The organism is Sphingopyxis sp. JAI128 (assembly GCF_014207235.1).
GTDB lineage: Bacteria > Pseudomonadota > Alphaproteobacteria > Sphingomonadales > Sphingomonadaceae > Sphingopyxis.
Genome location: NZ_JACHDA010000004.1, coordinates 335,782 through 362,500 on the forward strand (window position 1 = coordinate 335,782; position 26,719 = coordinate 362,500).

The following is a 26,719-nucleotide window of genomic DNA, read 5'->3' on the forward strand; positions in this document are numbered from 1 at the left end:
ACGGCGCGATGAACGGAACCTTCAAGGCCCGTTCATGTTCAATCGCCGTTCAGCCAGCCCGCCGCAGACCGCCGCAGCCGGGGTTATCGAGTTTTTGGAAGAACGAAGAGGATTACCGATCGTGCGTTATGTATATGGCATCACTTCGGCCTTGCTGGCGGGTGGCACCGCGCTGGCGCTGGTCACCCAGTCTCCCGTCGGCGCGCAGGTCGCGCAGAACGAAAAGAGCGAGATGGCACGCGCCGTGCCGCGCGCCGGCGCCCCCGAAAGCTTCGCCGACCTTGTCGAACAGCTGCAGCCCGCGGTGGTCAACATCTCGACCAAGCAGGAAGTGACGCTCGGCGTCCGGCTCAATCCCTTTGCCGGGACGCGCGAGCCGATCACGCAGGAACAGCAGGGCGGCGGCTCGGGCTTCCTGATCTCGGCCGACGGCTATATCGTCACCAACAATCACGTCATTTCCGGCGGTCCGCGCGGCGAGGCAGTGAACGAAGTCACCGTCACGCTCACCAACCAGCGCGAATATAAGGCAAAGATCGTCGGCCGCGACGTCGCGTCGGACCTCGCGCTGCTCAAGATCGACGCGACCGGCATGCCCTTCGTCAAATTCGCCGACGGCAGCCCGGCGCGCGTCGGCGACTGGGTGGTCGCGATCGGCAACCCGCTCGGGCTCGGCTCGACGGTGACCGCAGGCATCATCTCGGCAGTCCAGCGCAATATCGGCCAGGGCGGCGCCTATGACCGCTATATCCAGACCGACACCGCCATCAACCGCGGCAATTCGGGCGGCCCGCTGTTCGACCTGCAGGGCAATGTCGTCGGCATCAACAACATGCTGATTTCGCCCGTCGGCGCCAACATCGGCGTCAATTTCGCGATTCCCGCCGACGCCGCGATCCCCGTGATCGAAGCGCTGCGCGCCGGCGAAGCGCCGCAGCGCGGCTATCTGGGTATCGGCATCGCGCCGGTGACCGAGGACTTTGCCTCGGCGCTCGGCCTGCCCAAGGATCGCGGCGAATTCGTCCAGCGCGTCGAACCGGGCCAGGCCGGCGAAAAGGCCGGGCTGAAGCGCGGCGACGTCGTGCTCAAGGTCAACGGCAAGGATGTGACGCCGCAGCAGACGCTGTCCTACATCGTCGCCAACACCAAACCGGGTACGCGCATCCCGCTCGAGGTCGTGCGCGACGGCAAGACGATGACGCTCAACGCCGTCGTCGGCACGCGCCCGCCCGAAAGCGAACTCTCGGGCACGGATTTCGACCCCGAAGAAGAACAGACGATGCCCGAGGATCCGTCGGGCGCGCACGACGAGACGATCCAGAACAGCTTGGGCATGGCGGTGCAGCCGCTGACCCCCGACATCGCGCGCGCCGTCGGGATCGACGCGAGCAGCAAGGGACTGGTGATCGGCGCCGTGTCGGGGAACAGCGATGCCGGCCGCAAGGGCCTGCGCCGCGGCGACGCGATCCTGACCGCGAATCGCACGCCGGTGACGTCGAGCGAGGCGCTGGCAAAGGTGGTCGCCGATGCGAAGAAGGCGGGCCGCGACGCGGTGCTGCTCGAAATCCTGCGTCGCGGGGGCCCCTCGGCCTTCATCGCGATCCGCATCAAATAGGTTCGGCGTCCGGCCGGCCCGACGAAAAGGGGCGCCGCGACCTTTGGGTCCGGCGCCCTTTTTGTTGCGCCAGACGCTATATGTTCATATTATGTTCCCGGATACCGAGTCGGGAGATGCGATGATGATCGGTTATGTAACCTTGGGAACCCGCGACCTTGCCAAGGCGGCGGTATTTTACGACGCGATTGCGGCCGAGCTGGCCACGCCGCGCATGATGGAATTCGACGGCTTCATCGCGTGGGGCAAGCCCGGCGGCGGTGCGGGTATCGGCCTGACCAAGCCGTTCGACGGCAAGGAGGCGACGGTCGGCAATGGTGTGATGGTCGCGCTGGAAGCGAAGGACAAGGACCAGGTCCATCGCCTCTACGACATCGCGCTCGCCCATGGCGGCACCTGCGAAGGCCCGCCCGGACCGCGCGGCGAGGGCTTTTACGCCGGTTATTTCCGCGACCCCGACGGCAACAAACTCAACGCCTTCGTCATGGGATGACGCCCGGCGGCATTGGGGTTGGGAGGGGACGCTAATATCCTCCCTGTGGCGAAGCCATGGGAGGGGGACCGCCGCCGCAGGCGATGGTGGAGGGGCCGCAGCCTCGCGCCATAGCCCTTCAGTCGGCGCTTCGGGCTGCCACCTCCCCATGCCTGCGGGACAGGGAGGATTGATGTCCGCGACCGCTCGCCATCCGCCATTCTGCCGACAACCCCGATCCCATTGCCAATTGCCTGTCCCGCCCCGCCACTCTAGACCTCACAGGAACCAGAAGTGGAGGACAGTGGGTGAGCGACGGCAGCGCGGTGAGCGAAATCTATATCGGCCTTGGCGGGGGCGGTGCGGCGGACGGGCCGCGGCAGTCGCTCGTACTCAAGCGTGCGAACCGTCACGGGCTGATCGCAGGCGCGACCGGCACCGGCAAGACGGTGACGCTGCAAGGGCTGGCCGAAGGTTTTTCGGCGGTCGGCGTCCCGGTGTTCGTCGCCGACGTCAAGGGCGACCTTGCCGGCATGGCGATGGCGGGCAGCCCGATGGCGAAGGTTCACGAACCCTTTTCGAAACGCGCCGCCGAAATCGGCGATACCGAATGGGCGTACCGTGACAATCCGGTGATTTTCTGGGACTTGTTCGGCGAACAGGGGCATCCCGTCCGCACGACGATTTCGGAAATGGGGCCGCTGTTGCTGGCACGGCTGATGGGGCTGAACGAGGTGCAGGAGGGGGTGCTGGCGATTGCGTTCAGGGTCGCCGACGAACAGAATCTGCTGCTGCTCGACCTTGGCGATTTGCAGGCGATGCTCGTCTGGTGCGCCCAGAATGCCGACGAGCTGACGACCAAATATGGCAATGTGTCCAAGGCGACGGTGGGCACGATTCAGCGGCAATTGCTGACGCTCGAAAGCCAGGGCGGCGCGCATTTCTTTGGCGAACCCGCGCTCGACATCCACGACATGATCCGCTGCGACGACAATGGCCGCGGCTATGTCAACATCCTCGCCGCCGACAAGCTGATGGCGAGCCCCAAGCTCTATGCGACCTTCCTGCTCTGGCTGCTCAGCGAGATGTTCGAAACGCTGCCGGAGATTGGCGACCCCGACAAACCCAAGCTCGTCTTCTTCTTTGACGAGGCGCATCTGCTGTTCGACGACGCGCCGCCCGCGCTGACCGAAAAGATCGAACAGGTCGTGCGCCTGATCCGTTCGAAGGGCGTCGGCGTCTATTTTGTCACGCAAAATCCGATCGACATTCCCGAAGATGTCGCGGGCCAGCTCGGCAACCGCGTTCAGCACGCGCTGCGCGCCTTTACCCCGCGCGACCAGAAAGCGGTCAAGGCCGCTGCCGACACCTTCCGCCCCAATCCCAAGATCGATGTCGCGCGCGAGATTACCGAGCTCAAGGTCGGCGAGGCGCTGGTGTCGCTGTTGATGCCCGACGGCGCGCCGTCGCCGGTCGAGCGCACGTTGATCAAGCCGCCCTGCTCACGCGCCGGGCCGCTCGACGCCAAGGAGCGCGCGATCATCAAGTCGATTTCGCCGGTCGAGGGCAAATATGACACCGCGGTCGACCGCGAGAGCGCCGAGGAATTGCTCGCGATGAAGGCCGATCAGGCGCAGGCCGCGGCGATCGAGGCGAAGGCGCAGGCCGAGGCTGACAAGCAGGCGGCGGTCGCGGCCAAGGAAGCGGCGAAGGTGAAAGCCGCTGAAGAGCGCGAGCGGCTGCGGCTGGAAAAGGCCGCGGCGCGCGAAGCTGCGAAGCCGTCGATGACCGAAAAGATGGTGCAGTCGGCGGCGCGCTCGGCGGCAACGAGCATCGGGCGGCAGGTCGCGGGCAAGCTCGGCGGCCAGCTGATGCGCGGCATCTTGGGTAGCCTGTTCAAATGAGCGACGCAGCGACGATAGCGCTGAGCCTCGCTGCTGTCGCCGACCCTTGCGTCATGCCCGATGTGCCCGAACGCTCAGCCATTCATCGCCGGGCCTTCCGATGCACCGGCGTATCTCGTCGACGATCCAGCCGGCGTCCGTGACTGCGGATCGCAGGGCGGGCTCGCGCCAGTAGGTTTCGACGTAACGCCGGGGTGCTGCCGCGCTGCCCTCCGTGGATATGGTCTCGCCGTCCCCCTCTCGAACCGAGACGTGGAGTCGGCCATCGGTGCGGGTTGCCGCGGCAAGCCGCCCAAGCAACGTGCCGAAATCCGCGCGCGCGACGTGGATCAGGCAGGCGCACGCCCAGACCGCGTCATAGGGTGCACCGGGATGCTCGGGGTCGGCGAGGTTGTCGTTCAGCGGGTCGAGCTGGTCGGCATCGTACCCACCCTTGCGAAGCAGGTCGACGAAACCCTGCGCAATGTCGGTGCGCCGGACGCTCAGCCCCCGCTCCTCGAGCGCGAAGGCATCGCGTCCGCCGCCGCTTCCGATCTCCAGCACCCGGCCCGATCCCCCGAGCCCGGTCACGAAGGCATCGATCTCCGCTGCGACCCATTCGGGCATCGCCGCGGCCTCCGCGGCATATTCCGCTGCGACCGCATCATAGGACCGCACGGTGTCCCGATCGGTGCTCATCCTGGCGCTCCTCTCCCGGTGGTTGGTGACGTCGCGGGTGACGGTGTTTCTCCGCCATCGGCTCGGGACATTACCGCCCTCCGTAGTGGCTCGACAAGCGCCCCGCGTTGCGGCAGCTTCGTTGCATGACAAAACCTATATTGCCTGGAGAGGTAGCCGCCGCCGTCGTGGACCCCGTCGCATATGGCCAATGGGACCCGCTGCACCGCCAGCTCGCCTGGGCGCGCGCGAACGCGCCGCTGGCAATCGCGGAGAATCCCGATCACGACCCCTTCTGGCTGGTGACGCGACACGCCGACATCATGGCGATCAGCCGCGACCCCCAGCGATTCGCGAACGGCATCCGTCCGACCGTGCTGACCAACCGCGACGGCGAGGCGATCGCGCGCGCCGCGACGCCGAACAACGACGGCCATCTGATCCGCTCGCTGGTGCAGATGGATGCGCCCGACCACATGAAATACCGCTTGCTCACCCAGAGCTGGTTCATGCCCAAGAATCTGAAGATCGTCGAAGATCGCATCCGGACGCTGGCCCGCGAGACGGTCGATGCGATGCTCGCCGCGGGGCCCGAATGCGACTTTGCGCGCGACGTCGCGGCGCATTATCCGCTCCGCGTCATCATGGACATATTGGGCGTGCCGCCCGAGGACGAACCGCGCATGCTGATGCTGACGCAGCAGCTGTTCGGCTCGACCGACCCCGAGCTCAATCGAAGCAGGGAAGCGATCACCAGCGCCGAGCAGGCGATCGCGATGCTCCATCATGTCATCGCCGATTTCGAAAATTATTTCGGCGCCCTGACCGCCGATCGCCGCGCTAACCCGCGCGAGGATATCGCGACGGTGATCGCGAACGCGATGGTCGGCGGCGAACAGATCCCCGACCGCGAACTCGCCGGCTATTATATGATCATCGCGACGGCGGGGCACGACACGACGAGCGCATCGACCGCGGGCGCCATCATGGAATTGGCGAAAAATCCCGCGCTTTTCGAGCGGTTTCGCGATGCGCAAAGCGACAAGGCGGGGCTGATCGAAGAGGCGATCCGCTGGACCACCCCGGTCCAGCATTTCATGCGTAGCGCAAAGGAAGATGTCGAAATCGGCGGCCAGACGATCCGCGCGGGCGATTGGCTGATGCTGAACTATGTTTCCGCCAACCGCGACGAGGGCGTATTCGGCGACCCCTTTGCCTTCGACCCCGACCGTGAGAAGAATCAGCAGATCGCCTTCGGCTTCGGCGCGCATGTTTGTCTCGGCCAGCATCTCGCGCGCATGGAAATGCGCATCCTGATGGAGGAATTGCTCCCGCGGCTGGCGCGCCTCGAAATGGCCGGCGAACCGGCGCGGGTCGAATCGGTGTTCGTCGGCGGGCTCAAGCGCCTGCCGATCCGGTTCGACGTGCGATAGGCCGACGCCTCTGGCAGGTGGAATGATGGAACATAGCGCGCGGCGCGTGCGTTCCCTATCCGACTGTAAAAGGAACCTGCCATGTCTCTCCTCAAAAAGGCCGCGATTTCGTTCGCGGCGACTTCTATGATCGTCACCCCGGTGGTTGCTTCGGCCGCCCCCGCCATCAACGCGAGCGCGGTAAGCGCGACCGAAGACGCGAGCGAACTCGAAGGCGCAAGCTGGATTGCGATTGTCCTCGGCTTGGCGATTATCGCCGGCGGAATCTGGCTGGTGATCGACGATAACGACGACGAGCCGGTCAGCCCCTGACCCCGCTGAAAGGGCGGGACGCTAAAGCTTTTCGCCCGGAAAGAAGCGCGCGACGACTTCGCTAGCCAGCCGCGCCGGGCGGAGCGTTTCGGCGTCGATGCAGCACCAGCTCGACTTCACTTCGGCCAGCACCTCTTCGCCGCGCTTGATGATCGTTTCGTAAAAGGCGCGCGCACCCTGCACCCTTTCGAGGATCACGGTCGCGATGACCTCGTCGTCGAGGAAAGCGGGGCGGCGATAGGTGATCTCGTGCTTCAGCGCGACCCACAGATGCGCCGCGACCGCGTCGGGTGGCGCGATGTGGCGCCAGTGCGACAGCACCGCTTCCTGCACCCAGCTCAAATAATGGGCGTTGTTCACATGTCCCATGAAATCGATCTGGTCGGCGCCAACGGCGATAGTATGGTCGTGCGGAAGCGATGTAGCGGTCATAACGCTGACACTAATGTCAATATTCTGTGACGGAAAGATGAATTATCGATCATGTTAAGGCGGCACCCGCCGGTGCCGCTTGTCCTATCAGCCCCGCCCGCGGTACGGGGCAACGCCCTGGTCGGGCAGCCACAGGCCAGCGGGCGGCGCGCCCGATTGCCAGAAAACGTCGATCGGAATCCCCCCGCGCGGATACCAATAGCCTCCGATGCGCAGCCATTGGGGCTGCATTTCGTCGAACAGGCGGCGTCCGATGCCGACGGTGCAATCCTCGTGGAACCCCGCATGGTTGCGAAAGGAGCCGAGAAACAGTTTCAGGCTCTTCGATTCGACGATCGTGTCGCCCGGCGCATAATCGATGACGAGATGCGCAAAATCGGGCTGGCCGGTGACGGGACAGAGCGAAGTGAACTCGGGCGCGGCAAAGCGGACGAGATACAGCTCGCCGGCGCGCGGGTTGGGAACATAGTCGAGCACCGCGGCCTCGGGCGCGACGGGCAGTTCGCTCGATTGGCCGAGATGTTTGGGCGCGAGCGGGGTAGGGCTGGAATCGGTCATGGAAAGCCTCTAGTGCGCAGCGCGGCCGATGTCACCGCCGACATATCGGACTCGGCCGGGTTCAGGGTCGATTCAGCGGCCCCGGCCCAGCAGGAATGATTCGGGATCGCTAAAGCAGAATGACGGACAGCAAGATGGGGCAGGGACATGGGGCGGCGCGATGGCCGCTGGCGGCGTTGGCGCTGGCAAGCGTCGCCGCCGCGCCGCTCGCCGGTGCGCAGGAAAACGGGAACCCGTCCCCTGCGCCATCCTCGTCGCGCCCGATCGACTTCCGCCTGCCGCCCGCCGACGACGGCCGCACGCCCGGCGTTCAGGGGCCGGCCGACAATGGCCTGCCGCCGATCGCGCCGGGCGAGCGCCCCGGAGCGCAGCCGACCCCCGCGCCCGCTCCCACCCCGGCGCCGCCGCGCGTCGCGCCGACCCGGCCCGCCACGACCCGGCCCGCCACGACGACGTCCGCCGAACCGGCCGCGCCGGCGCGGCGTGACACGCCATCGCCCGCGGCCAGGCGCGCGGCGCCCGATGCCGGCCCCGATACCCGCGAGCGACCTGCGACCTCGGACGGCGCGGCATCGCCGCCGCTGGAAGAGGAGGCGGCCGGTACCGCCGCGCCCCCCGATACGGCGACGCGCGTCGTCGATGACGCGCCCGCAGAGAGCTTGCCCGACGCCGTGAGCACGGGGGACAGCGCGGGAACGCCGCTCTGGGCGTGGTTGCTGGCGGCGCTTGCCGCGCTTGCCGCGGGTTTCTGGTATTGGCGCCGCCGCCCCGTCGCGGCGGCCCCCGCCCCCGCCCCCGCCCCCGACGAAGGCGCAGGCGAGCCGCCGCAGCCGCAATCGCCGCGCGCCGTCGCCCCGGCCATGCGGCCCGCCCCGCGTCCCGCGCCGGAGCCCGACCTGGCGCCTGCACGGGCGGCTTCCAATGTGGGCTCGCCGCGCGCGGCCTCGCCGCTCGTCACGCGAGCTTCGGGAGAACAGCGCGCCATCGTCGGCATGACGCTGACAATGCACAGCATCCAAATCCTGTCCGATCATGTCGCGGTCGGATTTACGCTCCACCTGCAAAACCAGGGCAATTTGCCCGCCACGGGGCTGATGGTCCGCGTCGCGCTGGGGCAGGGCTCGGCGATGCCCGAAGCGGTGCTCGCCCGATTCTTCGACGGCGCGGGCGGCAGCGTGCTGCGCGACGATATCGCGCTGACGGTGGGCGCGGGGGAGGACCTGTCGACCGAGGTCATGCTGCCGCGCGCGGCGATCGAACCGCTGATGATCGGCGGCAAGCCCATGCTCGTTCCGGTGATCGCGTTCGATGTGACCTATCATTGGGACGGCGAAGGCGAAGCCTTTGGGCAGAATGCCGGCAGTTTCGTGCTCGGCCGCGAACAGGGCGGCGGCGGTAGCGAAAAGCTCGCCCCACTCCCGCTCGACCGTGCATCCTACCGGGTCGACCATCCTGGCGCGCGCGCGACGGCGCTCAAGCGCGCGCAGTAGCGGCCCAAAAAGACACGCTTTTCTGTTGCGGTGCAGCATCGGCTGAGGCAGGACTGACTGCGCTTGAAAAAGCGCAGGCCGGGGCATAGGCTGACTGTTCCCCGGAAAGAATAGGGGGTTATGGCCCCACAGCCACAGCAGGATGGCCGGGCGAGGGACAGGCAAACAGGTTCCCGGACGGTCGTAACAGGAGCATGACATGGACGCCTTGGTCTCAACCGACTGGCTGGAACGCGAACTGGGGGCATCGGACCTTCGGGTCGTCGACGCGACGAAATTTCTGGCCGACGAAGGGCGCGATGCGCGTGCCGAATATGAGGCGGGGCATATCCCGGGCGCGGTCTTCATGGACCTGGCCGAACTGACCGATGCGTCCTCTGACATCGAAAATATGGCGCCGCCGGCCGAGAAATTCGCCAGCCGCATGCAATCGCTCGGCCTTGGCGACGGCAGCCGGATCGTGCTGTACGACGACAGCCCGCTGAAAAGCGCGGCGCGCGCCTGGTGGTTGCTCAAATTGTTCGGCGCGCACGATGTCGCGCTGCTCGACGGCGGCCTCGCCAAATGGAAGGCCGAGGGCCGTGCGCTCGAAATGGGCAAGCAGACGCTGCGCCACCGCCACTTCACTGTCTGGCGCGATGCCAAGGCGGTGCGGACCAAGGACCAGATGCTCGCCAATGTCGCCAGCGGCGCCGAACAGGTCGTCGATGCGCGCGGCGCGGCGCGCTTCACCGGCGAGGAACGCGACCCGCGTCCCGGCCTCGCGCCCGGGCACATTCCGAATTCGCGCAGCCTGCCCTATGGCCAGCTGTTCAACGCCGACGGCACGTGGAAGCGCGGCGACGATCTGAAGGCGGCATTCGACGCCGCTGGGGTCGATCTCGACAAGCCGCTGGTGACGACCTGCGGCAGCGGCATGACCGCGACGGTGGTGGCGTTCGGCGCCCACCTCCTCGGCAAGGACGATGTCGCGGTCTACGACGGTAGCTGGACCGAATGGGGCGCCGACCCGGCGACCCCCAAGGCAACCGGCGCCGCCTGAGCGTGAAGCACGGCTTCGCGGCCGCGCAGCTTTTTATGGCTTGTCCTGCTCCGGTCCGCGGCTTCAGTGTCGCGGCATCGGGGCAAGGCAACCTCCCGGTCAGGTACCCGCCCAAGCGTTGCTTTTTCGCCCGGCTCAGCCGGATGGAGAAGCATGACCGATGACCGATGTCTCCGACGCACCCCTCAAGACACCCGCTTTCGGCGAGGCCGTTCGCGCCTATGCGCGCATCGGCTGGTTGAGTTTCGGCGGCCCCGCGGGCCAGATCGCGCTGATGCATCGCGAGTTCGTCGACGAGCGGCGCTGGGTCGATGAATCGACCTTCCTCCACGCGCTCAACTTCTGTCATCTGCTTCCCGGTCCCGAAGCGCAGCAGCTCGCGACGTGGATCGGCTGGCGGCTGCACGGCTTTCGCGGCGGGCTGGCGGCGGGGCTGCTGTTCGTCATCCCCGGCGCGCTGGTGATGTTCGGCCTGTCCCTGATGTATGTGACGGCGGCCGGGCTCGACTGGTTCGCGGCGCTGTTCGTCGGGATCAAGGCGGCGGTGCTGGCGATCGTCGTGCAGGCGCTGCTGCGGATCGCGGGCCGCGCGCTCAAGACGCCGCTGCTGCGCGGCATTGCCGTTGCCTCCTTCGTCGCGCTCGCCGCCTTTGCGGCGCCTTTCCCGATCGTCGTGATATCGGCGCTGGCCATCGGCTGGGCCGCGGCGCGCTGGCGGCCCGGCTGGATGAAGCTGGCGCCCGCGAAGGATGGCGCCGCGCCGCCGCGCCGGTCGGCGTGGCGCGAATCGCTGACGGCGGTGCTGCTGTGGGCTACGATCTGGGCCGCGCCGATGCTGCTGATCCTTGTTACCTTGGGCCGCCATCATGTGCTGTGGGACATCGGCGCCTTTTTCTCGCAGCTCGCGGTCGTGACCTTCGGCGGGGCCTATGCGGTACTCGCCTATATGGCGCAGGAGGCGGTGTCGGGCTTCGGCTGGTTGCGCCCTGGCGAGATGGCCGACGGGCTGGGGCTGGCAGAGACCACGCCGGGACCGCTGATCCTGGTGACGCAGTTCGTCGGCTTCCTCGCGGCCTGGCGCGACGCCGCGCCCTTCACGCCGTTCGTCGCGGCGCTGCTTGGCTCGCTGCTGACCCTGTGGGTGACCTTCGCGCCCTGTTTCCTGTGGATCTTCGCCTTGGCGCCGTGGATCGACCGATTCGAACGCGCCGCGGGACTGAAAGGCGCGCTCGCGGCGGTGACCGCAGCGGTCGTCGGCGTGATCGCCAACCTGTCCTTGTGGTTCGCGCTGCACGTGCTGTTCCGCCAGTTGGAGCCGACAGCGTGGGGGCTCGACCTGCCGGTGCTCGCCAGCGTCGACCGGCCTGCGCTGCTGCTGTCGGCGCTCGCCTTTCTGCTGCTCTTCCGCTTCAGGCTCGGGATCATCCCGATGCTCGCGATCTGCGCGGCGGGTGGGCTCATCCTCGGGCTCGGCGGGCCGCTACTGGATTTTGCGTAGCGCTCCGCTAACAAGGTGGGGATGAACAGCAGCGACGACAAGAATTTCCGCCCCGCGACCAGGCTTGTGCAGGGCGGGCGCCGGCCCGAATGGACCGGCGATCCGCGGCTCGGCGGGGGCGTCGTCAACCCGCCGGTCTGGCGCGCCTCGACGATTCTCTACGACAATATCGCCGACCTGAAGGCGCGCGGCCATGCGACGCACGACAAGCTTTATTACGGTCGCCGCGGCACGCCGACGGTGTGGGCGCTCGCCGACGCGCTGACCGGCCTCGAGCCGGGGGCCGAGGGGACATTGCTCTATCCTTCGGGCGTCGCCGCGATTTCGGCGGGGCTGCTCGCGCTGCTGTCGCCCGGCGATCATCTGTTGATGGTCGACAGTGCCTATGAACCAACGCGCAGCTTCTGCAACGGCATGCTGGCGCGCATGGGCGTCTCGACGACCTATTATGATCCGCTGGTCGGGGCGGGTGTCGCCGAGCTGATCCGGCCCGAAACGCGGCTGATCTTCCTCGAATCGCCGGGCAGCCTGACCTTCGAGGTGCAGGACATTCCGGCCATCGTCCGGGTCGCGTGCGAACGCGGCGTGCTGACGATGCTCGACAATACCTGGGCGACGCCGCTGCTCTTTCCCGCGCTGGCTATGGGCATCGACGTGACGGCGATGAGCCTCACCAAATATGTCGGCGGGCACAGCGACGCGATGATGGGGTCGCTGACCGCGCCGAAGGCGATTTGGCCCCGGCTGCGCAGCGCGACGTACCAATTGGGCCTGTCGGTGTCGCCCGACGACTGCGCCCTGATGCTCCGCGGGCTGCGCACGCTCGACGTCCGGCTCGCGCGGCACGGCGAAAGCGCGCTTGCGGTCGCGCGCTGGCTTGCCGCCCGGCCCGAAGTCGGCCGGGTGCTGCATCCCGCGCTGCCGGGCGATCCGGGGCATGCGCTGTGGACCCGCGACTTTCACGGTGCGAGCGGATTGTTGGGCTTCACGCTCAAAGGCGCCGACGATGCCGGCCGGGTGCGCTTTATCGAGGCGCTGTCGCTGTTCGGGATCGGGTTCAGCTGGGGCGGTTATGAAAGCCTCGTCGTCCCGAGCAACCCGGCGGAGATCCGGACCGCGACGACATGGTCCGACCCCGATCCGCTCGTTCGCCTGTCGATCGGGCTCGAGGATGCCGCCGACCTGATCGCCGATCTGGAACGCGGTCTTGCGGCGATCCGGCCGTGAACGGCCTCGATGACCTCCTCGCGCGGATGGGCTTTCCCGCGTTCGCCGACGCGCAGCTGGTCGAACTCGGCATGGCCGGAGGGCTGGCGTTGCTGGGCTTCGGCGCCGGCTGGTTGGTCAAACAGCGTCTTGGGCCGCGCATTTCGGACTGGCTGCATGGGCAGGAGTTCGAAGCGAGAGGACCGCTGACGCAGCGTGTGGGCCCGATGCTCGGCTGGCTTTCGGTCCTGCTGGTTATCGGGGTTGCTGGTGCGGTATGGCCGTGGGACCCCTATGCGCTGCTTCTGCTCGACACCGTACTGGCGGTGAGCGTCGCCGCGCTGGTGCGCAATATCCTGATCGGGGTCGGGCTTGGCGACGTCGCGGCGCTGACGGGCGCGTTCGTCGCGCTGGTCGTCATGCTGTCGCGTGCGGTCGGCGGGCTCGAATCGCTCCAGGACCGTCTCGATGCCTTCGGCTTTTCGATCGGCGCGCGCCATTTCTCGCTGCTGACCGCGATCAATATCCTGCTGACGGTCATCATCCTGTTCACGCTCGTCCGGCTTGCCAACCGGGTGCTGAAGCGCGTGATCCGCGGCAACGAGAAATTCGACCCGACGCAGCGGCTGCTGATCGAGAAGATTTCGGCGGTGGTGATCGTCGTCGCCGCCTTTTTCGTCGGCATCGATCTGCTCGGTATCGACCTCACGGCCTTTGCCGTCTTCTCCGGAGCGCTCGGCCTTGCGATCGGTTTCGGCTTGCAGAAAACCGTGGGCAATCTGATCGCGGGGATTATCCTGCTGATGGACCGTTCGATCAAGCCGGGCGACGTGATCGTTGTCGGCGACAGCTTTGGCTGGGTGAACAAGATCGGCGTGCGCGCGGTCTCGGTCATCACGCGCGAAGGCAAGGAGCATCTGATTCCCAACGAGAATCTGATGACGCAGGAGGTCGAGAACTGGAGCTATTCGAGCCGGACGGTGCGCGTGAAGATCGCGATCGGCGTATCCTATGACACCGACCTCCGCCTGGCGCAGGCCTTGATGATCGAGGCCGCGAAGGAATCGAAACGCGTGCTCGCCGAACCGGCGCCCGTATGCTGGATCACCGGTTTCGGCGACAGCAGCGTCGATCATGAGGTGCGTTTCTGGATCACCGATCCCGAGGGCGGGCTCGGCAACATCAAGGGCGATGTGTTCCTGCGAATCTGGGACAAGTTCCAGGACGCGGGAATCGAAATCCCCTTCCCGCAGCGCGACGTGCATCTTCGCGATATGCCCGATGCCAAGCCGGCGAAGGTCGCAAAGCCCAAAGGCTGAGCAAGGGGCGGCCCCGGCCTTCGCCGGGGCGCCCTCCGTGTCAAAAACCGTTTTTCTTTGCGCGTTCGATGCACTCGACAATGATGCGTTTCGCCTCGTCGACGTCGCCCCAGCCGTTGAGCTTTGCCCATTTGCCGGGTTCGAGGTCCTTATAGTGGGTGAAGAAATGCTCGATCTGCTGCAGCACGATTTCGGGCATGTCCTTGTAGGTCGCGACCTTGTCATAATAGGGGAAGGTCTTGTTGACGGGGACGCACAGCAGCTTTTCGTCGCCGCCGGCATCGTCGACCATCTTCAGCACGCCGACCGGGCGGCATTTGACCACCGCGCCTGCGACGATCGGCGACCGCGCGACGACCAGGGCGTCCAGCGGATCGCCGTCCTCGCCCAGCGTGTGCGGCACGAAACCATAGTTTGCGGGGTAGCGCATCGGCGTGTGGAGGAAGCGATCGACGAACAAGGCGCCCGACGCCTTGTCGAATTCATATTTCACCGGCTCGCCGCCGATCGGGACTTCGATCAGGACGTTCAGGCTGTCGGGCGGGCTGTCGCCGGCGGGGATCAGGTCGATGCGCATGGGAGAATTCAGTCCTTTGTTCTGTTCTCCGCCGAATCTTTTAAAGCTGGCGGCGCGGCGCCAATAGCGGATCGAACCAGTCGGGGCCACTCCCCGTTTTTTCGAGGTGCGGCCAGCGCAGCCCGCCGTGATAATCGATATCGATGTTGCGATAGCGGCCGCCGCGCTCGACGATCAGGCGTACCGGCGTCTTGCCGTCGGTCGCGGCGCGAATCGCCGTCTCGATCCGCTCGCGGCTATAGCTCAGCCCGTCGACCGCCACGATTTTGGTGCCGTTCACGATGTCGGCCCTGAACGCCGGGCCGTCCCACAGGATACCGCCCGCGACGCCATCCTTGTCGATGACGAGGCCGAGGCTGTGGGTCAGGTCGGCGTTCTTTGCCTGCGCCATCCGGTCGCGATCGAAGACGTTGGGGGTGTCGCGCCAGACGAGCTTGTAACCCGCGCGTTCGATCCCGCCGACCGGCGCGGGGCGCCCCGGCGCCTGCATGCGCTCGCGCAGGAATTTCGCCCAGTCGTACGGATGCACCGCGTTCAGTGCGGAGAGAACATCGTCGAAATCATATGTATCCTGCCCAAAATCGCCCTCGCGCCCGCCGAAGAAGGTCTTGGCGAAATCGTCGAGGCTCTTCGCATTGTTCGTCGCCTGGCGGATCAGCATGTCGGTCTCGAGCCACATGAGACTGCCTTCATTGTAATAATCCTCGCTCCGCGACCAGCTTGCAAAGGGCTTGGGTTTGCGCGCCGCGATGACCGGGTCGAGCGTCGTATCCTCGACCGACCGCCATTCGCGGCCCGGCTGCGTACTGTAATTGGCGGCGTTGGTCGCCCATTCGGCGAGGATCATCTCCTTCGACTGCATTCCAGAGCGCCCCGCGAGGACAAGGTCCCAGAAGCTCGTCTGGCCTTCGTAAACCCACAGCAGATTGTCCTGCATCGGCGTGCGGTAATCGGGCGTCCATAATTTATCCGGGCGGCGATATTTGCCGTTCCAGCTGTGAACCAGCTCGTGCGGGAGCAGCCCGCGTTCGGCGTCATTATCGTTCCATTTGGTGAAATAGTCGGGGTTTCGACTGTTTTCGCTGCTGCGATGATGTTCGAGCCCAATGCCGCCGAGCTCGTCGGTCAGCGCGAGCAGGAATTCATAGCGGTCGAAGTGGCGAACGCCGAACAGAGCGACCGCCTCGGACACCAGCGCGGCGTGGCGCGCGATATGGTCGGGGCTGGCCTCCAGATATTTCGTCTCGTCGGCAACGACGTTCAGCGTTACCTTGTTGCCAAGGTCCCATTTGCGGAAATATCGCCCTGCGAACATCGGGCTGTCGACGAGCACCTCATAATTGGTGGCGGCAAAGCTGTAGCGGTTGCCCGTTACCTTGAGCCCGTCGAGCGCCGATGCACCCGTCCAGCCGTCGGGCAGCATCACATCGAGCTGCACCGGAATATTCCGGGTGAAATAGCCGGCGGGATAGAGGCTGACCTGTTCCCATTGCAGATTCATGATCGCCGGTGTGACGACGACGCGGCCTTCGCTCGTGCGCGTCGGCGACAGGAAATCGAACGCGATCTCGACGTTCTTCGTGCCCGCCGGCACGTCGATATCGAAGGCATAGACGTCGGTCGGCTGGCGTGTCCAGGCGAGCGGCTTGCCGGCAGCGCTAGCCTTGAACCCCGCGACTTCGGCGATCGCGCCGCGCGGCGCGTGCTTGCCGGGCAGCCATTCCGGATAGAGCAGCGTCAACTTGCCGGACTTCGCCACCGGGATCGTCTGGCGGACATGAAAAATGCCGCGCGCGACATCGGTCGCATCGACCTTCAGCGTCATCGTGCCGGGATAAGGCTTGTCGGCGGGCAGCGGGATCGTCAGCGGCTGGACGACCGGCTGCGGGCGACTGACTGCTTCCTGCGCGTAAACGGGGGAAATGGCGACGGGGGCGGCGATGGCGGTCGCTGCGACGAACAAGGCTTTTTTCATGAGGAGCACCTCTGCCGCCAAATGTCGCGAAGGTCCAGCCAAGGCGCTGCACGCACGCTTTGCCTTTCGACGAAAAAGCATTAGACGCCGCCGCCATGAGCAAGGACAAAAGCGCGAAAATCCCGACTCCGCAACCCGTGCGCGGCACGCAGGACATGCTCGGCGATTTCGCCGACCGTTTCGCTTATGTCGTGGAGACGTTCGAACGGGTCCGCCGCCTTTACGGCTACAAGCGGATCGAGGTGCCGGTGATCGAGCCGACCGCGGTGTTCGCGCGCAGCCTTGGTGAAACGACCGACGTCGTGTCGAAGGAAATGTATTCGTTCGAGGACCGTGGCGGCGAATCGATCACGCTGCGCCCCGAATTTACCGCGGGCATCGCGCGCGCCTATATAAGCAATGGCTGGCAGCAGTTCGCGCCGCTCAAGGTGGCGACGCACGGCCCGCTGTTCCGCTACGAGCGACCGCAGAAGGGGCGTTATCGCCAGTTTCACCAATTGGACGCCGAAGTGCTGGGCAGCGACAGCCCGCTCGCCGATGCCGAACTGCTCGTCTTTGCCGACCAGCTTTTGAAGGAGCTGGGGGTCGCCGAGGGGGTGACGCTGACGCTCAATACCCTCGGCGATGCCGCGAGCCGCGACGCCTGGCGCGCCGCGCTGGTCGAGCATTTCATGGGGCGTAAGGCCGACCTCAGCGAAGACAGCCTCGCGCGGCTCGACAAGAATCCGCTGCGGATTTTGGACAGCAAGGATCCGCGCGACCGCCCGATCGCCGACAGCGCGCCCGACATCGATGCGTTTCTGACGAACGAGGCACAGGATTTCTTCGGCGCCGTCACCGCGGGGCTCGACGCCGCGGGCGTCGCATGGGAACGCAACGCACGGCTGGTGCGCGGGCTCGACTATTATCGCCACACCGCGTTCGAATTCGTGACCGACCGGCTGGGCGCGCAGGGCACGGTGCTCGGCGGCGGTCGCTATGACGGGCTGATCGAAAATCTGGGCGGGCCGCCGACCCCGGCGGTTGGCTGGGCGGCTGGGATCGAGCGGCTGGCGATGCTGCTCGCCGACGACCTCATCGACACCCGGCTCGACTTTGTGATTGCTCTTGAGGACGACGGCCGCCTGATGTTCGCGATGAATGCGCTGGCCGCACTTCGCAATAAGGGCTTTGCAACCGAAATCGTGGCGACGGGTTCGCCGCGCAAACGTTTCGACAAGGCAGGCAAGATTCCTGCGCGCGCGCTGATTTCGATCGGAACGCGCGATGGCGAGCCCTACGTCAATATTCGCGGCGACGATGAGCTGACAATATCGGGCAGCGCTATCATTAGCGCACTCTGATGACCTCCGTTTCCTCCAAGCAGATCGACGCCATCATCGAGCGGCACGCCGCGCTGCAGGCGCGCATGGCGACGGGCGATATGGCACCCGCCGATTTCGTCGCGGCGTCGAAGGAGTTCGCCGAGCTCGAACCCGTCGCGAACGCCGCCGCCGAAGTGACGCGGCTGCGCGGCGAGCTTGTGTCGCTCAAGGAAATGCTCGCCGACCCCGAAATGAAGGCGATGGCCGAGGAAGAGATGACGGCGATCGAAACCGCGCTGCCCGCCGCCGAGCATGATCTTGCCATCAAGCTGCTGCCCAAGGATGTTGCCGACGAACGCGCCGCGATGCTCGAAATCCGCGCGGGCACCGGCGGGGACGAGGCGGCGCTGTTCGCGGGCGACCTGCTCCGTATGTACAGCCGCTATGCCGACGGACAGGGCTGGAAGGTCGAGGTTATTTCGGCGAACGAGGCCGAGGTCGGCGGCTACAAGGAAGTCGTCGCTTCGGTGACGGGGCAGGGCGTCTTTGCCAAATTGAAGTTCGAAAGCGGCGTCCATCGCGTCCAGCGCGTCCCCGCGACCGAAAGCCAGGGGCGTATCCACACCAGCGCCGCGACCGTGGCCGTGCTGCCCGAGGCCGAGGAGGTCGACGTCGCGATCAACGACAATGACCTGAAGATCGACATCTACCGCGCGTCGGGCGCCGGCGGACAGCACGTCAACACGACCGATTCGGCGATCCGCATCACGCATATCCCGTCGGGCCTGGTCGTGATCCAGCAGGACCAGCGCAGCCAGCACAAGAATCGCGCCAAGGCGATGCAGGTGCTGCGCGCGCGGCTCTATGATCTGGAGCGCGAGAAGATCCACAGCGCCGAGGCGTCGGCGCGCAAGTCGATGGTCGGGTCGGGCGACCGGTCGGAACGTATCCGTACCTATAATTTTCCGCAGGGGCGCGTGACCGACCACCGCATCAACCTGACGCTCCACCGCCTGCCCGAGATTATCGAAGGGCAAATGGACGAGCTGATCGACGCGCTGATCGCCGAGGATCAGGCGCAGCGACTGGCGGGGCTGGGTGACTGAGATCGCGACTGCGCTGCGTGCGGCGGCGCAGCGGCTTGCGGCGGTGTCAGATACCCCGCGCCTCGATGCGGAACTGCTGATGGCGCATGCGCTGGGCGTCGAGCGGCCGGCCTTGCTTCTCGACCCGTCGCGCTTTGCCTTGCCGCAGGATTTCGGCGCGCTGGTCGCCCGCCGCATGCGGCACGAGCCTGTTGCCTATATCGTCGGGCATCGCGACTTCTGGACGATCCGGTTGAAGGTCGGTCCCGGGATGTTGATCCCCCGGCCCGACAGCGAGACGCTGATCGAAGCGGCGATCGATTATTTCGGGGCCAACGGGCCCAAGCGCGTGCTCGATCTCGGTTCGGGCCCCGGGACATTGCTTCTGGCGGCATTGGCCGAATGGCCCGCGGCGCAGGGCCTCGGCATCGACGAATCCCAGCAGGCGGTCGATTGGGCCAGAACGAACGCCGGCGATCTCGGGATGGGCGACCGGGCGCGTTTCCGTGTCGGAGACTGGGCTGCCGGGGTCGACGGGCCATTCGACCTCATTCTCTGCAATCCCCCCTATATCGCCGACAGCGAAGCGCTGATGCCGGACGTAGCCGATCACGAACCGGCAGGGGCGCTGTTCGCGGGCGCCGACGGGCTCGACGATTATCGCCGGATCCTTCCCGATTTGCGCCGATTATTGACCTGCGGCGGGGTCGCAATACTTGAAATCGGGTACCGGCAACGCATATCGGTATCCGACCTCGCCGAAGCGGCGGGCCTTTCCGTGGCATGCAAACAGGACCTTGGCCGCCGCGACAGGGCGCTTTTGCTGACCCGCGCCTGACCGGCCCCGCAAGAATTTGCTTGGTTTACGCCCGAAAGCGCGGTAGGGGCGGCTCACAGACCCGACCGGGGTCCCTCGATGGTCCGGCCGGTCTGCTTCCCACTTACGATGCTGGTGCGGACCGTGGGGTCCGGCGCAAGCGGTAAAGGGAACCGCGCAGGAAGCGCGGGCGCGACGCGCATATCGCGGTCGGCCAAAATGGGGTTGGCGTAGCTTATTAGCTTATCAGGATGTCTCAGTTGAACATGAACAACCGACAGAGCGGTCGCCGTCGCGGCCGCAACAATAACAGCAACAACAATAACAACCGGTCGCAGTCCGGTGGGCGCGGCGGCGTCGACCAGGCCAACCGCATCGACAGCCGGGCGCGCGGCAACGGCGCCCAGATGATCGAGAAATATCGCAATCTTGCGCGCGACGCCCAGCTTGCCGGCGACCGCGTCCAGACCGAATATTATCTCCAGTTCGCCGACCATTATTTCCGCGTCGTGAGCGATTTTCGCGCCCGGCAGGAAGAAAAGGCCGCCGCGAACGGACAGGAACGCAGCCACGATCGCAGCCGCGAGATTCGCGGGGTCGAGGATTTCGACGGTCATGACGATACCGACACCGATATCGATGCTGACAACGACAGCGACAATGGCGACGACCGCGCCGAGCGCAGCGACCGGAATGATCGCAGCGACCGCGGCCAGCGGGCCAACCGCGAAGCGCGCGCCGATCGCGACGACGACAGCCGCGGCAACCGCCAGCCGTCGCGCGGTCGGGCGGCTCGCAATCGCGACGAGGGCGAGGGTCGCACCGATGGCGATGGCGGCGGCGAAGCCACCGCGCGCGAAGCGGTTGTCGAAGAGCCCCGCGCGCCCCGCGCTCCGCGCCGCCCGGCGCGTCGCCCGCGTCAGGAAGCCGGCCCGGACGACGGCGATGCCGGGATCGACACGGCGGTTCTTCCGCCCGCGATCGGCCGCCCCGAACGCGGCGCCGATGGCGAAGCCGAGGCAGAAACGCCGGCCGCCAAGCCGCGCCGTACCCGCCGCACGCTCGCAGCGCGGGGCACCGATGTCGAAGCCGCCGAATAAGCCAGCGATTTCACGCTGGTTTTTACGATTCGCATGACATAGCCTCTCCGCGGGACATATCCTGCGGGGAGGTTTTTATGCGCGTGTTGGCTCTGGCCTGTCTGCCGCTGCTCGTCGGCGGCGCGTCGACCGCTCTTTTTGCGCAGGATGCCGCGTCCGGAAATGCGCAGGGTGACGTCGCCGTCACCATCTATAACAACGGCCAGTCGCTGGTGCAGGACGACCGCCAGCTCAGCGTCACGGTCGGGCGCAACCGCATCGAATTCTCCGATGTGTCGGCCCGGATCCGTCCCGAAACGGTTACGCTGTCGGGCCCCGGTATCGGGATCGTCGAGCAGAATTTCGATTTCGACCTGCTCACCCCCGACAAGCTGATGGACAAGGCGGTCGGCCAGTCGATCACCCTCGTCCGCACCAATCCCGCGACCGGCGCCGAACGGACCGAGCGCGCCAAGGTGCTGGCGGCCAACGGCGGTATCGTGCTCCAGATCGGCGAACGGATCGAGGTGCTGCGCGACGACGGCCTGCCGGTGCGCGCGGTGTTCGACCGCCTGCCGCCGAACCTGCGCGCGCGCCCGACCTTGTCGGTGACGGTCGATGCCGCAAGCGCGGGCACCATCCCGGCACGGCTGTCGTACCTGACCCCCAATCTCGGCTGGACCGCCGATTATGTTGCGCTGTTCGACGCGGCGAAAGGGGCGATGGATATCCAGGGCTGGGTCACGCTGACCAACAGCACGGGCACGACCTTCAACAATGCGCGCACGCTGCTGGTGGCGGGCAGCCCGGGCGGCGGAGGCGGGTTTCGCCAGATGACGGGATCGATGGATTCGGCGGGGACCGAATCGAACGATCGCGAACGCCTCGGCGACTATTATCTGTATCCGCTCGCAGCGCGCACGACGATCGCCAACGCGCAGCAGAAACAGGTCAGCTTCCTCGACGTGAAGGGCGCGCCGGCGCAGTCGACCTATGAATTCGTCAACCGCTGGATGGGCAGCAGCACCGACCCGGTGAGCACCGCCAGCGTGCTGCGCTTCTCGACCTCGCGGCAGGGCGGGCTCGGCGACCAGCTGCCCGCGGGAACGATCCGCGTCTATATGCGCGACGCGCGCGGCGATCCGCAGTTCATCGGCGAGAATCGCATCGACCACACGCCGATGGGGTCGGCGATGTCGCTGCGCACCGGCGACGCCTTCGACGTGAAAGTCCAGACGACCGTTGTCTCGCGCACGCGCAAGGGCGATTCGCGCTGGGTGACCAAGATGAAATATCTGGTCAGCAACGCGCGGCCGGGGCCCGTGACCGTGCTCGTGGCGCAGGACGGGCTCTGGGGGGATGTGCGGATTGCCGACGAAAGCCTGAAGGGAGAGCGCGTATCGGCCGATCGCGTCGAATGGCAGGTGCCGGTGCCGGCCAACGGCAAGGCCGAACTGACCGCCACCTTCGACACGCGTTACTGAGCGCCGCGCGATGCGCGATCGCTTCCTGCCGGCCCTGCTTCTGGCGCTCGCGGCGCTGTCGGCGCCCGTGCCGCTATCGGCGCAAGGCGGATCGCCGATCGTCGTATCGGCCAGGATCGACGATGCCGCGGTCACCGTCTATCGCGCGCCAGGCCGCGGCGCGGGGCCGATCAATCCGAACTGGCCACGGGGCTTCGCCTTCATCACCGAAACGCGCACCGTCACGCTGCCCGCAGGAACCTCGGTGGTGCGATTCGAAGGCGTCGCCGAAGGCCTGCTCCCCGAAACCGCGGTGGTCGGCGGGTTTCCCGACGGGGTGATCGAAAAGAACCGCGATGCGCGGCTCTTGTCGCCGGCGGGCCTCGTCGACGCCTATCTGAAGCGCAGCGTTACCTTGCGCCGCACGAACATCGCGACCGGCAAAACCGTGGAGCAGGAAGCGGTGATCCAGTCGGGCCCGAACGGCGGCGTGATTCTCCAGACCGCAGCGGGGGTCGAGGCGCTGGCTTGCTCGGGGCTTCCCGAACGCATGCTCTATCCCCGGATGCCGAAGGATCTGTCAGCGAAGCCGACCCTGTCGGTGCTGGTCGAAAGCAAGACCGCGCGGACGGTGACAATCCAGCTTCTCTATCTGGCCGAAGGATTCGACTGGGCCGCCAATTATGTCGCCGACCGCGGCGCCGACGGAAAGACGCTGGGCATGACCGGCTGGATCACCGTGGCGAACGGCGGCGTGACGAGCTTTCCCGGGGCGCAGCTCAACGTCATCGCGGGCCGCCTGAACAAAATGTACAGCCCGCCGCTGCCGCGCGGCGCGCCGGGGCCGCTGGTGCTCAAATGCTGGCCGATGGATATCACCAGCACGCACCCTTTATGGGAATTGCCGCCGATCATCGAGATCGAACAGGATTATGGCATGGCTGCCGAAGAGGTGGTCGTGACCGCGAGCCGGGTGGATCGCCGCGCGATGGCCATGGCGGCCCCTCCGCCTCCGCCTCCGCCACCCCCACCGCCCGCGCCGCCGCCGCCCGCCGAAGACCTCGGCGACCTCAAATTCTATCGCATTCCCTTTCGTGTCGATGTGTCGGCGAAGGGACAGAAGCAGGTCGCGCTGCTCGTGAAGGACAAGGTCGCGGTCGAACAACTTTATGCCGGCACGCTGCACGACAATGGATCGCCGCAACCGCTGGTGATGCGGCTGCGCGTCCAGAATCGCGAATCGGACGGGCTCGGCCTCGCACTTCCCGCTGGTACCGCAGCGGTGTTCGAGACGGTCGCGGGTCGTCGCCTGCTCGTCGGCGAGGCACCGATCGGCGACAAGGCGAAGGACGAGCGCGTCGATTATGATATCGGCCGCAGCCCGGCGGTCCAATTCCGTGCGCTGGTCAAGGATCGCGACGCCAAGGGCGAATCTCGGACGTGGGAGGTCACGCTCACCAACGCGCGATCTTTCGATGCAGAGGTGGAAATGCTGATTCCCTTCGCGCTCGATCCCGAACCCGCCGGGTGGGAACGACGCGGGTCGAACTGGGTGTGGCGCGTGCGCGTGCCCGCGAACGACAGCATCGTCCAGATCTTTCGGCAGAAGCTGACGAACGGGTAAACTGGGCTCCTCGCGCCGGCCATTGCCCGAAAGGGGCTGCGCGACCGATTCGGGTCAGGCGGGCGGCAGCGCGCGCGGGCGATGATTCTCGTCGAGCGCGACAAAGGTGAAGAGGCCGCCCGTAACCTTTTCTTCGGTCCGGCCGCCGTCGCGCGTCGCGATCACCTCGATTCTGATGCCCATCGAAGTCCGCCCGCGCCGTTCGAGCGTCGCATAGACCGAGATGATGTCGCGCAGCAGGATCGGCGCGATGAATTCCATCGATTCGATTGCGACCGTCGCGACCGCACCCTGCGCCTCGCGCCCCGCGACGATGCCGCCCGCGATATCCATTTGCGAGAGCACCCAGCCGCCGAAGATATGCCCGTTGGCATTGATGTCGGCGGGGCGGGGGACGACGCGCAATATCGGGTCGCGCGGGCAATCTGGCTTATCGGTCATGGTTCATATCCGGGTCGTCTTCGAAAGGGTCTTCGATCGCCTCGTCGTGGCCGCTGCCGCTCGACAGGAAGACGAGGCCCATCAGCGCGGCGCCGAGCAAGACCGACAGGCCGACGCCCGCGGCGGTCGCGATGATCATATGGATGGTCAATCGATCACCCATGGAAATACGCAGCCAGCCGAGCGCGCCGACGACCGCGAACAGCGACACCAGCGCCATACCCTTCATCAGGCGGCGATAGCGTGCCCAGGCGACCTTCGATGTAGCGCCGTCGTCGAGCGGGGAGCGTTTGACCATGGGCGTCTCCATGGACCAGCGGGCGGGGAAGGCCAAGCGCGAATGGGGTCGGGTGGCGCGTTTCGGCTTTGCTCCGAATCATGATAGGCTTCGCTCTCCAGAGAATCGGCATGGGAGCGGCATGGAATGACGATCGGAGCGATCCTGCACGGGCGCACGGGCCCGATAATTTCGGCGCGCAAGGATGACACGGTTCGCGCAGTCCTCGACCTCCTCGCCCAGCATCGCATCGGCGCGGTGCCGGTGATGGAAGGGGAGGCGATCGTCGGGATTTTTTCCGAGCGCGACCTTGTCCGGCTGATGTCTTCCTATGGTCCGGAGGCGCTCGACCGCCAGCTCGACGAGGTGATGACCAAATCGCCGATCACCTGCGATTCGCGAACCGCCGTCATTGGGGCTCTGTCGCAAATGACCCAGCGCCGTATCCGCCACCTTCCCGTCGTCGACGACGGGCGACTCGTCGGATTCGTGTCGATCGGCGACCTCGTCAAATATCGCATCGACCGGATCGAGGCCGAAGCCTCGGCCATGCGCGACTATATCGCCTCCTGATTCGGCGCCTCTTCGGCCGGCGGCCGGCGGCGCAACACCAATCGGACCATCTCGTCGATCGCCTCGCGTTCGAGCATCCAGAGCAGCGCTCCATATAAGGCGATGCCGAGCGCCGCGAGCGCGGCGAGTTGCACCGGTGCGGTAAGGCCGAGCGGCGCGATCGCCTCGGCCGCGAAACCGACGCCGATCGCCATCACGAGCGCGGGCGCGAGTCCCGGAAGCATCGCCCGCGCGATGTCCCACAGGGTTACGCCGATCAGCGGAGCCGACAGGCGCGCGGTCGCGAGCAGCAGGAGCGGCGCTGCGAACAGCCACGCCCAGGCCATGCCGATCAGGCCCCACTCGGCGCCGATCAGAAAGGCGACGGGGAAAAGAATCGCCCCGCTCATCGCGGTGAACATCGAAATCGACGGCTTGCCGAGCGCGTTGGTGACGGGCGCGAAGAGGATCTGCACCGTCATCAGGATCAGTGCGAGCGAGAGGAGTTGGATATAGGGCACCATGCCCAGCCATTTGCTGCCGAAGAGCGTTTCGACCATCGGCGCGGCGACCACCGCGAGCCCGCAGTAAAAGGGCGCGGCGATGAGCATCAATACGCGCACCGTCTTGAGGAAGCTCCAGCGCACCGCGGGCATGTCGGTCTTGATTCGCGCATAGGCGGGAAAGGCGACCTCGTTCAGCGGGGGGACGAACTTCGCCATGAAGATCTGCGCCAGGAACAGGGCCTCGGCATACAGGCCGAGCGCATGGGGCTCGAATCGGCCGCCCGCGATGAAGATATCGGACTGGCTTTGCACCAGCCAGAAGAGCTGGCTGAAGAGAACTGCCGATCCGAATCCGATGATCTGGCCGCAGCCCTTGAAGTTGAAGCTCGGCCAGACGAGCAGCCGCGCGACGAGCGTCAGCCCGATCGCGCGCGTCCAGAACATCGCGAGCGGCGCATAGACGAGCGTCCACACCCCGTATCCCGCGAGCGCGCACGCAAGCGCGGTGCTCGCGCCCGCGAGCGCTGCGACCAGATTGACGACCGCTTGGCGCCTGAAATCGAGCGCGCGGCTCATCATCACTTCGGGGAGAGCGATAAACGGCGTTGCGAGAAACAGCAGGGCCTGCACGCGAAGGAGGTCGGCGACCATGGGTTGCCCATAATAGGCCGCGGCGATCGGGGCGCCGAAGAACTGGATCGCGGCAAGCAGGCCATTGAGGAGGAGAAGGAGGCCGAATGCCTGCCTGATTCGGAACGGGTCGATCGAATCGGATTGCACCAACGCGCTCGCGAATCCCCAGCCGTTGAGGAAGGCGAGGAAGGCGAGAACCACCTGCGTCATCGCAAAAAGGCCGTAATCCGACGGATCGAGCAGGCGAATCACGAGCAAGGTCGACGCCCAGGTGATGATCTGCGCCAGAATCTGGCTGCCCGAACGCCAGATAACCGCGCTCCTCACGCGGCTTCCAAAGGCCTCCTTGCTCTCTCCGTCGAGGGTAGAACCCTTGAATTCCGCGCTTTCACTCACCATTTCGTCCTTCCGGCCAGGGCCCTTCCCGGCGCCTCGAACAACTTTTGAA

General features: G+C 66.2%; 25 protein-coding genes. 17 read left to right on the forward strand and 8 right to left on the reverse strand.

All coding sequences use genetic code 11. The features are described 5' to 3' along the window. Positions 1–121: 121 nt before the first annotated feature. The 3 genes from HDC35_RS12255 to HDC35_RS12265 all read left to right on the forward strand — a co-directional run bounded on the left by HDC35_RS12255 (position 122) and on the right by HDC35_RS12265 (position 3,991). Positions 122–1,615 carry a trypsin-like peptidase domain-containing protein gene (locus HDC35_RS12255; RefSeq protein ID WP_184647130.1) on the forward strand — a complete coding sequence of 498 codons (1,494 nt, stop codon included), beginning with the start codon at positions 122–124 and terminating at the stop codon, positions 1,613–1,615. Positions 1,616–1,739: 124 nt separating this feature from the next. Next, positions 1,740–2,108 (forward strand): VOC family protein, encoded by a 369-nt coding sequence (locus HDC35_RS12260; RefSeq protein ID WP_184647406.1) that lies wholly within the window; start codon positions 1,740–1,742, stop codon positions 2,106–2,108. A gap of 287 nt (positions 2,109–2,395) precedes the next feature. Next, entirely contained in the window at positions 2,396–3,991 is a 1,596-nt protein-coding gene (locus HDC35_RS12265; RefSeq protein ID WP_409437951.1) for a helicase HerA-like domain-containing protein, read from the forward strand. Between the two features lie 51 nt (positions 3,992–4,042). Here the strand turns inward: HDC35_RS12265 and HDC35_RS12270 are convergent, their stop codons facing one another. Beyond that, a complete protein-coding gene (locus HDC35_RS12270) occupies positions 4,043–4,669 on the reverse strand; it encodes a bifunctional 2-polyprenyl-6-hydroxyphenol methylase/3-demethylubiquinol 3-O-methyltransferase UbiG (protein ID WP_184647132.1) in 627 nt (208 codons plus the stop codon). A 125-nt stretch (positions 4,670–4,794) separates the two neighbouring features. Here HDC35_RS12270 and HDC35_RS12275 point away from each other — a divergent pair, with 125 nt between their 5' ends. Together HDC35_RS12275 and HDC35_RS12280 are read left to right on the forward strand one after the other, a co-directional pair. After that, positions 4,795–6,081, forward strand: coding sequence for a cytochrome P450 (locus HDC35_RS12275; RefSeq protein WP_184647134.1), 1,287 nt, complete (start codon positions 4,795–4,797; stop codon positions 6,079–6,081). 81 nt (positions 6,082–6,162) lie between these two features. Beyond that, positions 6,163–6,393: a hypothetical protein gene (locus tag HDC35_RS12280; protein ID WP_184647136.1), complete on the forward strand. Its 231-nt coding sequence runs from the start codon at positions 6,163–6,165 to the stop codon at positions 6,391–6,393. A gap of 21 nt (positions 6,394–6,414) precedes the next feature. On the opposite strand, the gene HDC35_RS12285 is transcribed toward HDC35_RS12280, so the two are convergent. Further along, a complete protein-coding gene (locus HDC35_RS12285; RefSeq protein WP_184647138.1) occupies positions 6,415–6,825 on the reverse strand; it encodes a thioesterase family protein in 411 nt (136 codons plus the stop codon). Positions 6,826–6,912: 87 nt separating this feature from the next. Beyond that, positions 6,913–7,383, reverse strand: coding sequence for a preQ(1) synthase (queF, locus tag HDC35_RS12290; protein ID WP_184647140.1), 471 nt, complete (start codon positions 7,381–7,383; stop codon positions 6,913–6,915). A 119-nt stretch (positions 7,384–7,502) separates the two neighbouring features. On the opposite strand from queF, the gene HDC35_RS12295 reads away from it, so the two are divergent. The 5 genes from HDC35_RS12295 to HDC35_RS12315 all read left to right on the forward strand — a co-directional run bounded on the left by HDC35_RS12295 (position 7,503) and on the right by HDC35_RS12315 (position 13,938). Next, positions 7,503–8,873: a hypothetical protein gene (locus HDC35_RS12295; RefSeq protein ID WP_260397696.1), complete on the forward strand. Its 1,371-nt coding sequence runs from the start codon at positions 7,503–7,505 to the stop codon at positions 8,871–8,873. A gap of 199 nt (positions 8,874–9,072) precedes the next feature. Beyond that, positions 9,073–9,915 (forward strand): 3-mercaptopyruvate sulfurtransferase, encoded by an 843-nt coding sequence (sseA, locus tag HDC35_RS12300; protein ID WP_184647142.1) that lies wholly within the window; start codon positions 9,073–9,075, stop codon positions 9,913–9,915. A gap of 160 nt (positions 9,916–10,075) precedes the next feature. After that, a complete protein-coding gene (chrA, locus tag HDC35_RS12305; protein ID WP_184647144.1) occupies positions 10,076–11,413 on the forward strand; it encodes a chromate efflux transporter in 1,338 nt (445 codons plus the stop codon). Between the two features lie 21 nt (positions 11,414–11,434). After that, a complete protein-coding gene (gene metC, locus HDC35_RS12310; RefSeq protein WP_184647146.1) occupies positions 11,435–12,640 on the forward strand; it encodes a cystathionine beta-lyase in 1,206 nt (401 codons plus the stop codon). Then, positions 12,637–13,938: a mechanosensitive ion channel domain-containing protein gene (locus tag HDC35_RS12315; protein ID WP_311770764.1), complete on the forward strand. Its 1,302-nt coding sequence runs from the start codon at positions 12,637–12,639 to the stop codon at positions 13,936–13,938. Before metC ends, HDC35_RS12315 begins: the two co-directional genes overlap by 4 nt. Positions 13,939–13,978: 40 nt before the next feature. Here HDC35_RS12315 and ppa read toward each other — a convergent pair whose 3' ends face one another. Both ppa and HDC35_RS12325 read right to left on the reverse strand, forming a co-directional pair. Then, positions 13,979–14,515 (reverse strand): inorganic diphosphatase, encoded by a 537-nt coding sequence (ppa, locus tag HDC35_RS12320; RefSeq protein ID WP_184647148.1) that lies wholly within the window; start codon positions 14,513–14,515, stop codon positions 13,979–13,981. Between the two features lie 40 nt (positions 14,516–14,555). Continuing rightward, positions 14,556–16,490: a M61 family metallopeptidase gene (locus HDC35_RS12325; protein ID WP_184647150.1), complete on the reverse strand. Its 1,935-nt coding sequence runs from the start codon at positions 16,488–16,490 to the stop codon at positions 14,556–14,558. A 95-nt stretch (positions 16,491–16,585) separates the two neighbouring features. On the opposite strand from HDC35_RS12325, the gene hisS reads away from it, so the two are divergent. The 6 genes from hisS to HDC35_RS12355 all read left to right on the forward strand — a co-directional run bounded on the left by hisS (position 16,586) and on the right by HDC35_RS12355 (position 23,862). Further along, positions 16,586–17,833 (forward strand): histidine--tRNA ligase, encoded by a 1,248-nt coding sequence (gene hisS, locus HDC35_RS12330; RefSeq protein WP_184647152.1) that lies wholly within the window; start codon positions 16,586–16,588, stop codon positions 17,831–17,833. Next, complete coding sequence (gene prfA / locus HDC35_RS12335; RefSeq protein ID WP_184647154.1) at positions 17,833–18,900, forward strand: peptide chain release factor 1; 1,068 nt, start codon at positions 17,833–17,835, stop codon at positions 18,898–18,900. Before hisS ends, prfA begins: the two co-directional genes overlap by 1 nt. A 1-nt stretch (position 18,901) precedes the next feature. After that, complete coding sequence (prmC, locus tag HDC35_RS12340) at positions 18,902–19,717, forward strand: peptide chain release factor N(5)-glutamine methyltransferase (protein ID WP_184647414.1); 816 nt, start codon at positions 18,902–18,904, stop codon at positions 19,715–19,717. Between the two features lie 245 nt (positions 19,718–19,962). After that, complete coding sequence (locus HDC35_RS12345; RefSeq protein ID WP_260397716.1) at positions 19,963–20,796, forward strand: DUF4167 domain-containing protein; 834 nt, start codon at positions 19,963–19,965, stop codon at positions 20,794–20,796. Positions 20,797–20,873: 77 nt separating this feature from the next. Next, positions 20,874–22,259: a DUF4139 domain-containing protein gene (locus HDC35_RS12350; protein ID WP_184647158.1), complete on the forward strand. Its 1,386-nt coding sequence runs from the start codon at positions 20,874–20,876 to the stop codon at positions 22,257–22,259. 10 nt (positions 22,260–22,269) lie between these two features. Further along, on the forward strand, positions 22,270–23,862 hold the full coding sequence (locus tag HDC35_RS12355) for a DUF4139 domain-containing protein (protein ID WP_260397697.1): 1,593 nt from the start codon (positions 22,270–22,272) through the stop codon (positions 23,860–23,862). Positions 23,863–23,916: 54 nt separating this feature from the next. Here HDC35_RS12355 and HDC35_RS12360 read toward each other — a convergent pair whose 3' ends face one another. Continuing rightward, positions 23,917–24,303, reverse strand: a complete 387-nt coding sequence (locus tag HDC35_RS12360; RefSeq protein WP_184647160.1) for an acyl-CoA thioesterase — start codon at positions 24,301–24,303, stop codon at positions 23,917–23,919. Then, complete coding sequence (locus HDC35_RS12365; RefSeq protein WP_184647162.1) at positions 24,293–24,601, reverse strand: hypothetical protein; 309 nt, start codon at positions 24,599–24,601, stop codon at positions 24,293–24,295. The genes HDC35_RS12360 and HDC35_RS12365 overlap by 11 nt, the downstream gene beginning before the upstream one ends. Positions 24,602–24,727: 126 nt before the next feature. Between HDC35_RS12365 and HDC35_RS12370 the strand changes: the two genes are divergently transcribed. Continuing rightward, positions 24,728–25,153 carry a CBS domain-containing protein gene (locus tag HDC35_RS12370; protein WP_184647165.1) on the forward strand — a complete coding sequence of 142 codons (426 nt, stop codon included), beginning with the start codon at positions 24,728–24,730 and terminating at the stop codon, positions 25,151–25,153. On the opposite strand, the gene HDC35_RS12375 is transcribed toward HDC35_RS12370, so the two are convergent. After that, positions 25,138–26,670, reverse strand: coding sequence for a lipopolysaccharide biosynthesis protein (locus tag HDC35_RS12375; protein ID WP_184647167.1), 1,533 nt, complete (start codon positions 26,668–26,670; stop codon positions 25,138–25,140). The two genes, HDC35_RS12370 and HDC35_RS12375, sit on opposite strands and share 16 nt — an antisense overlap. Positions 26,671–26,719: the final 49 nt, after the last annotated feature.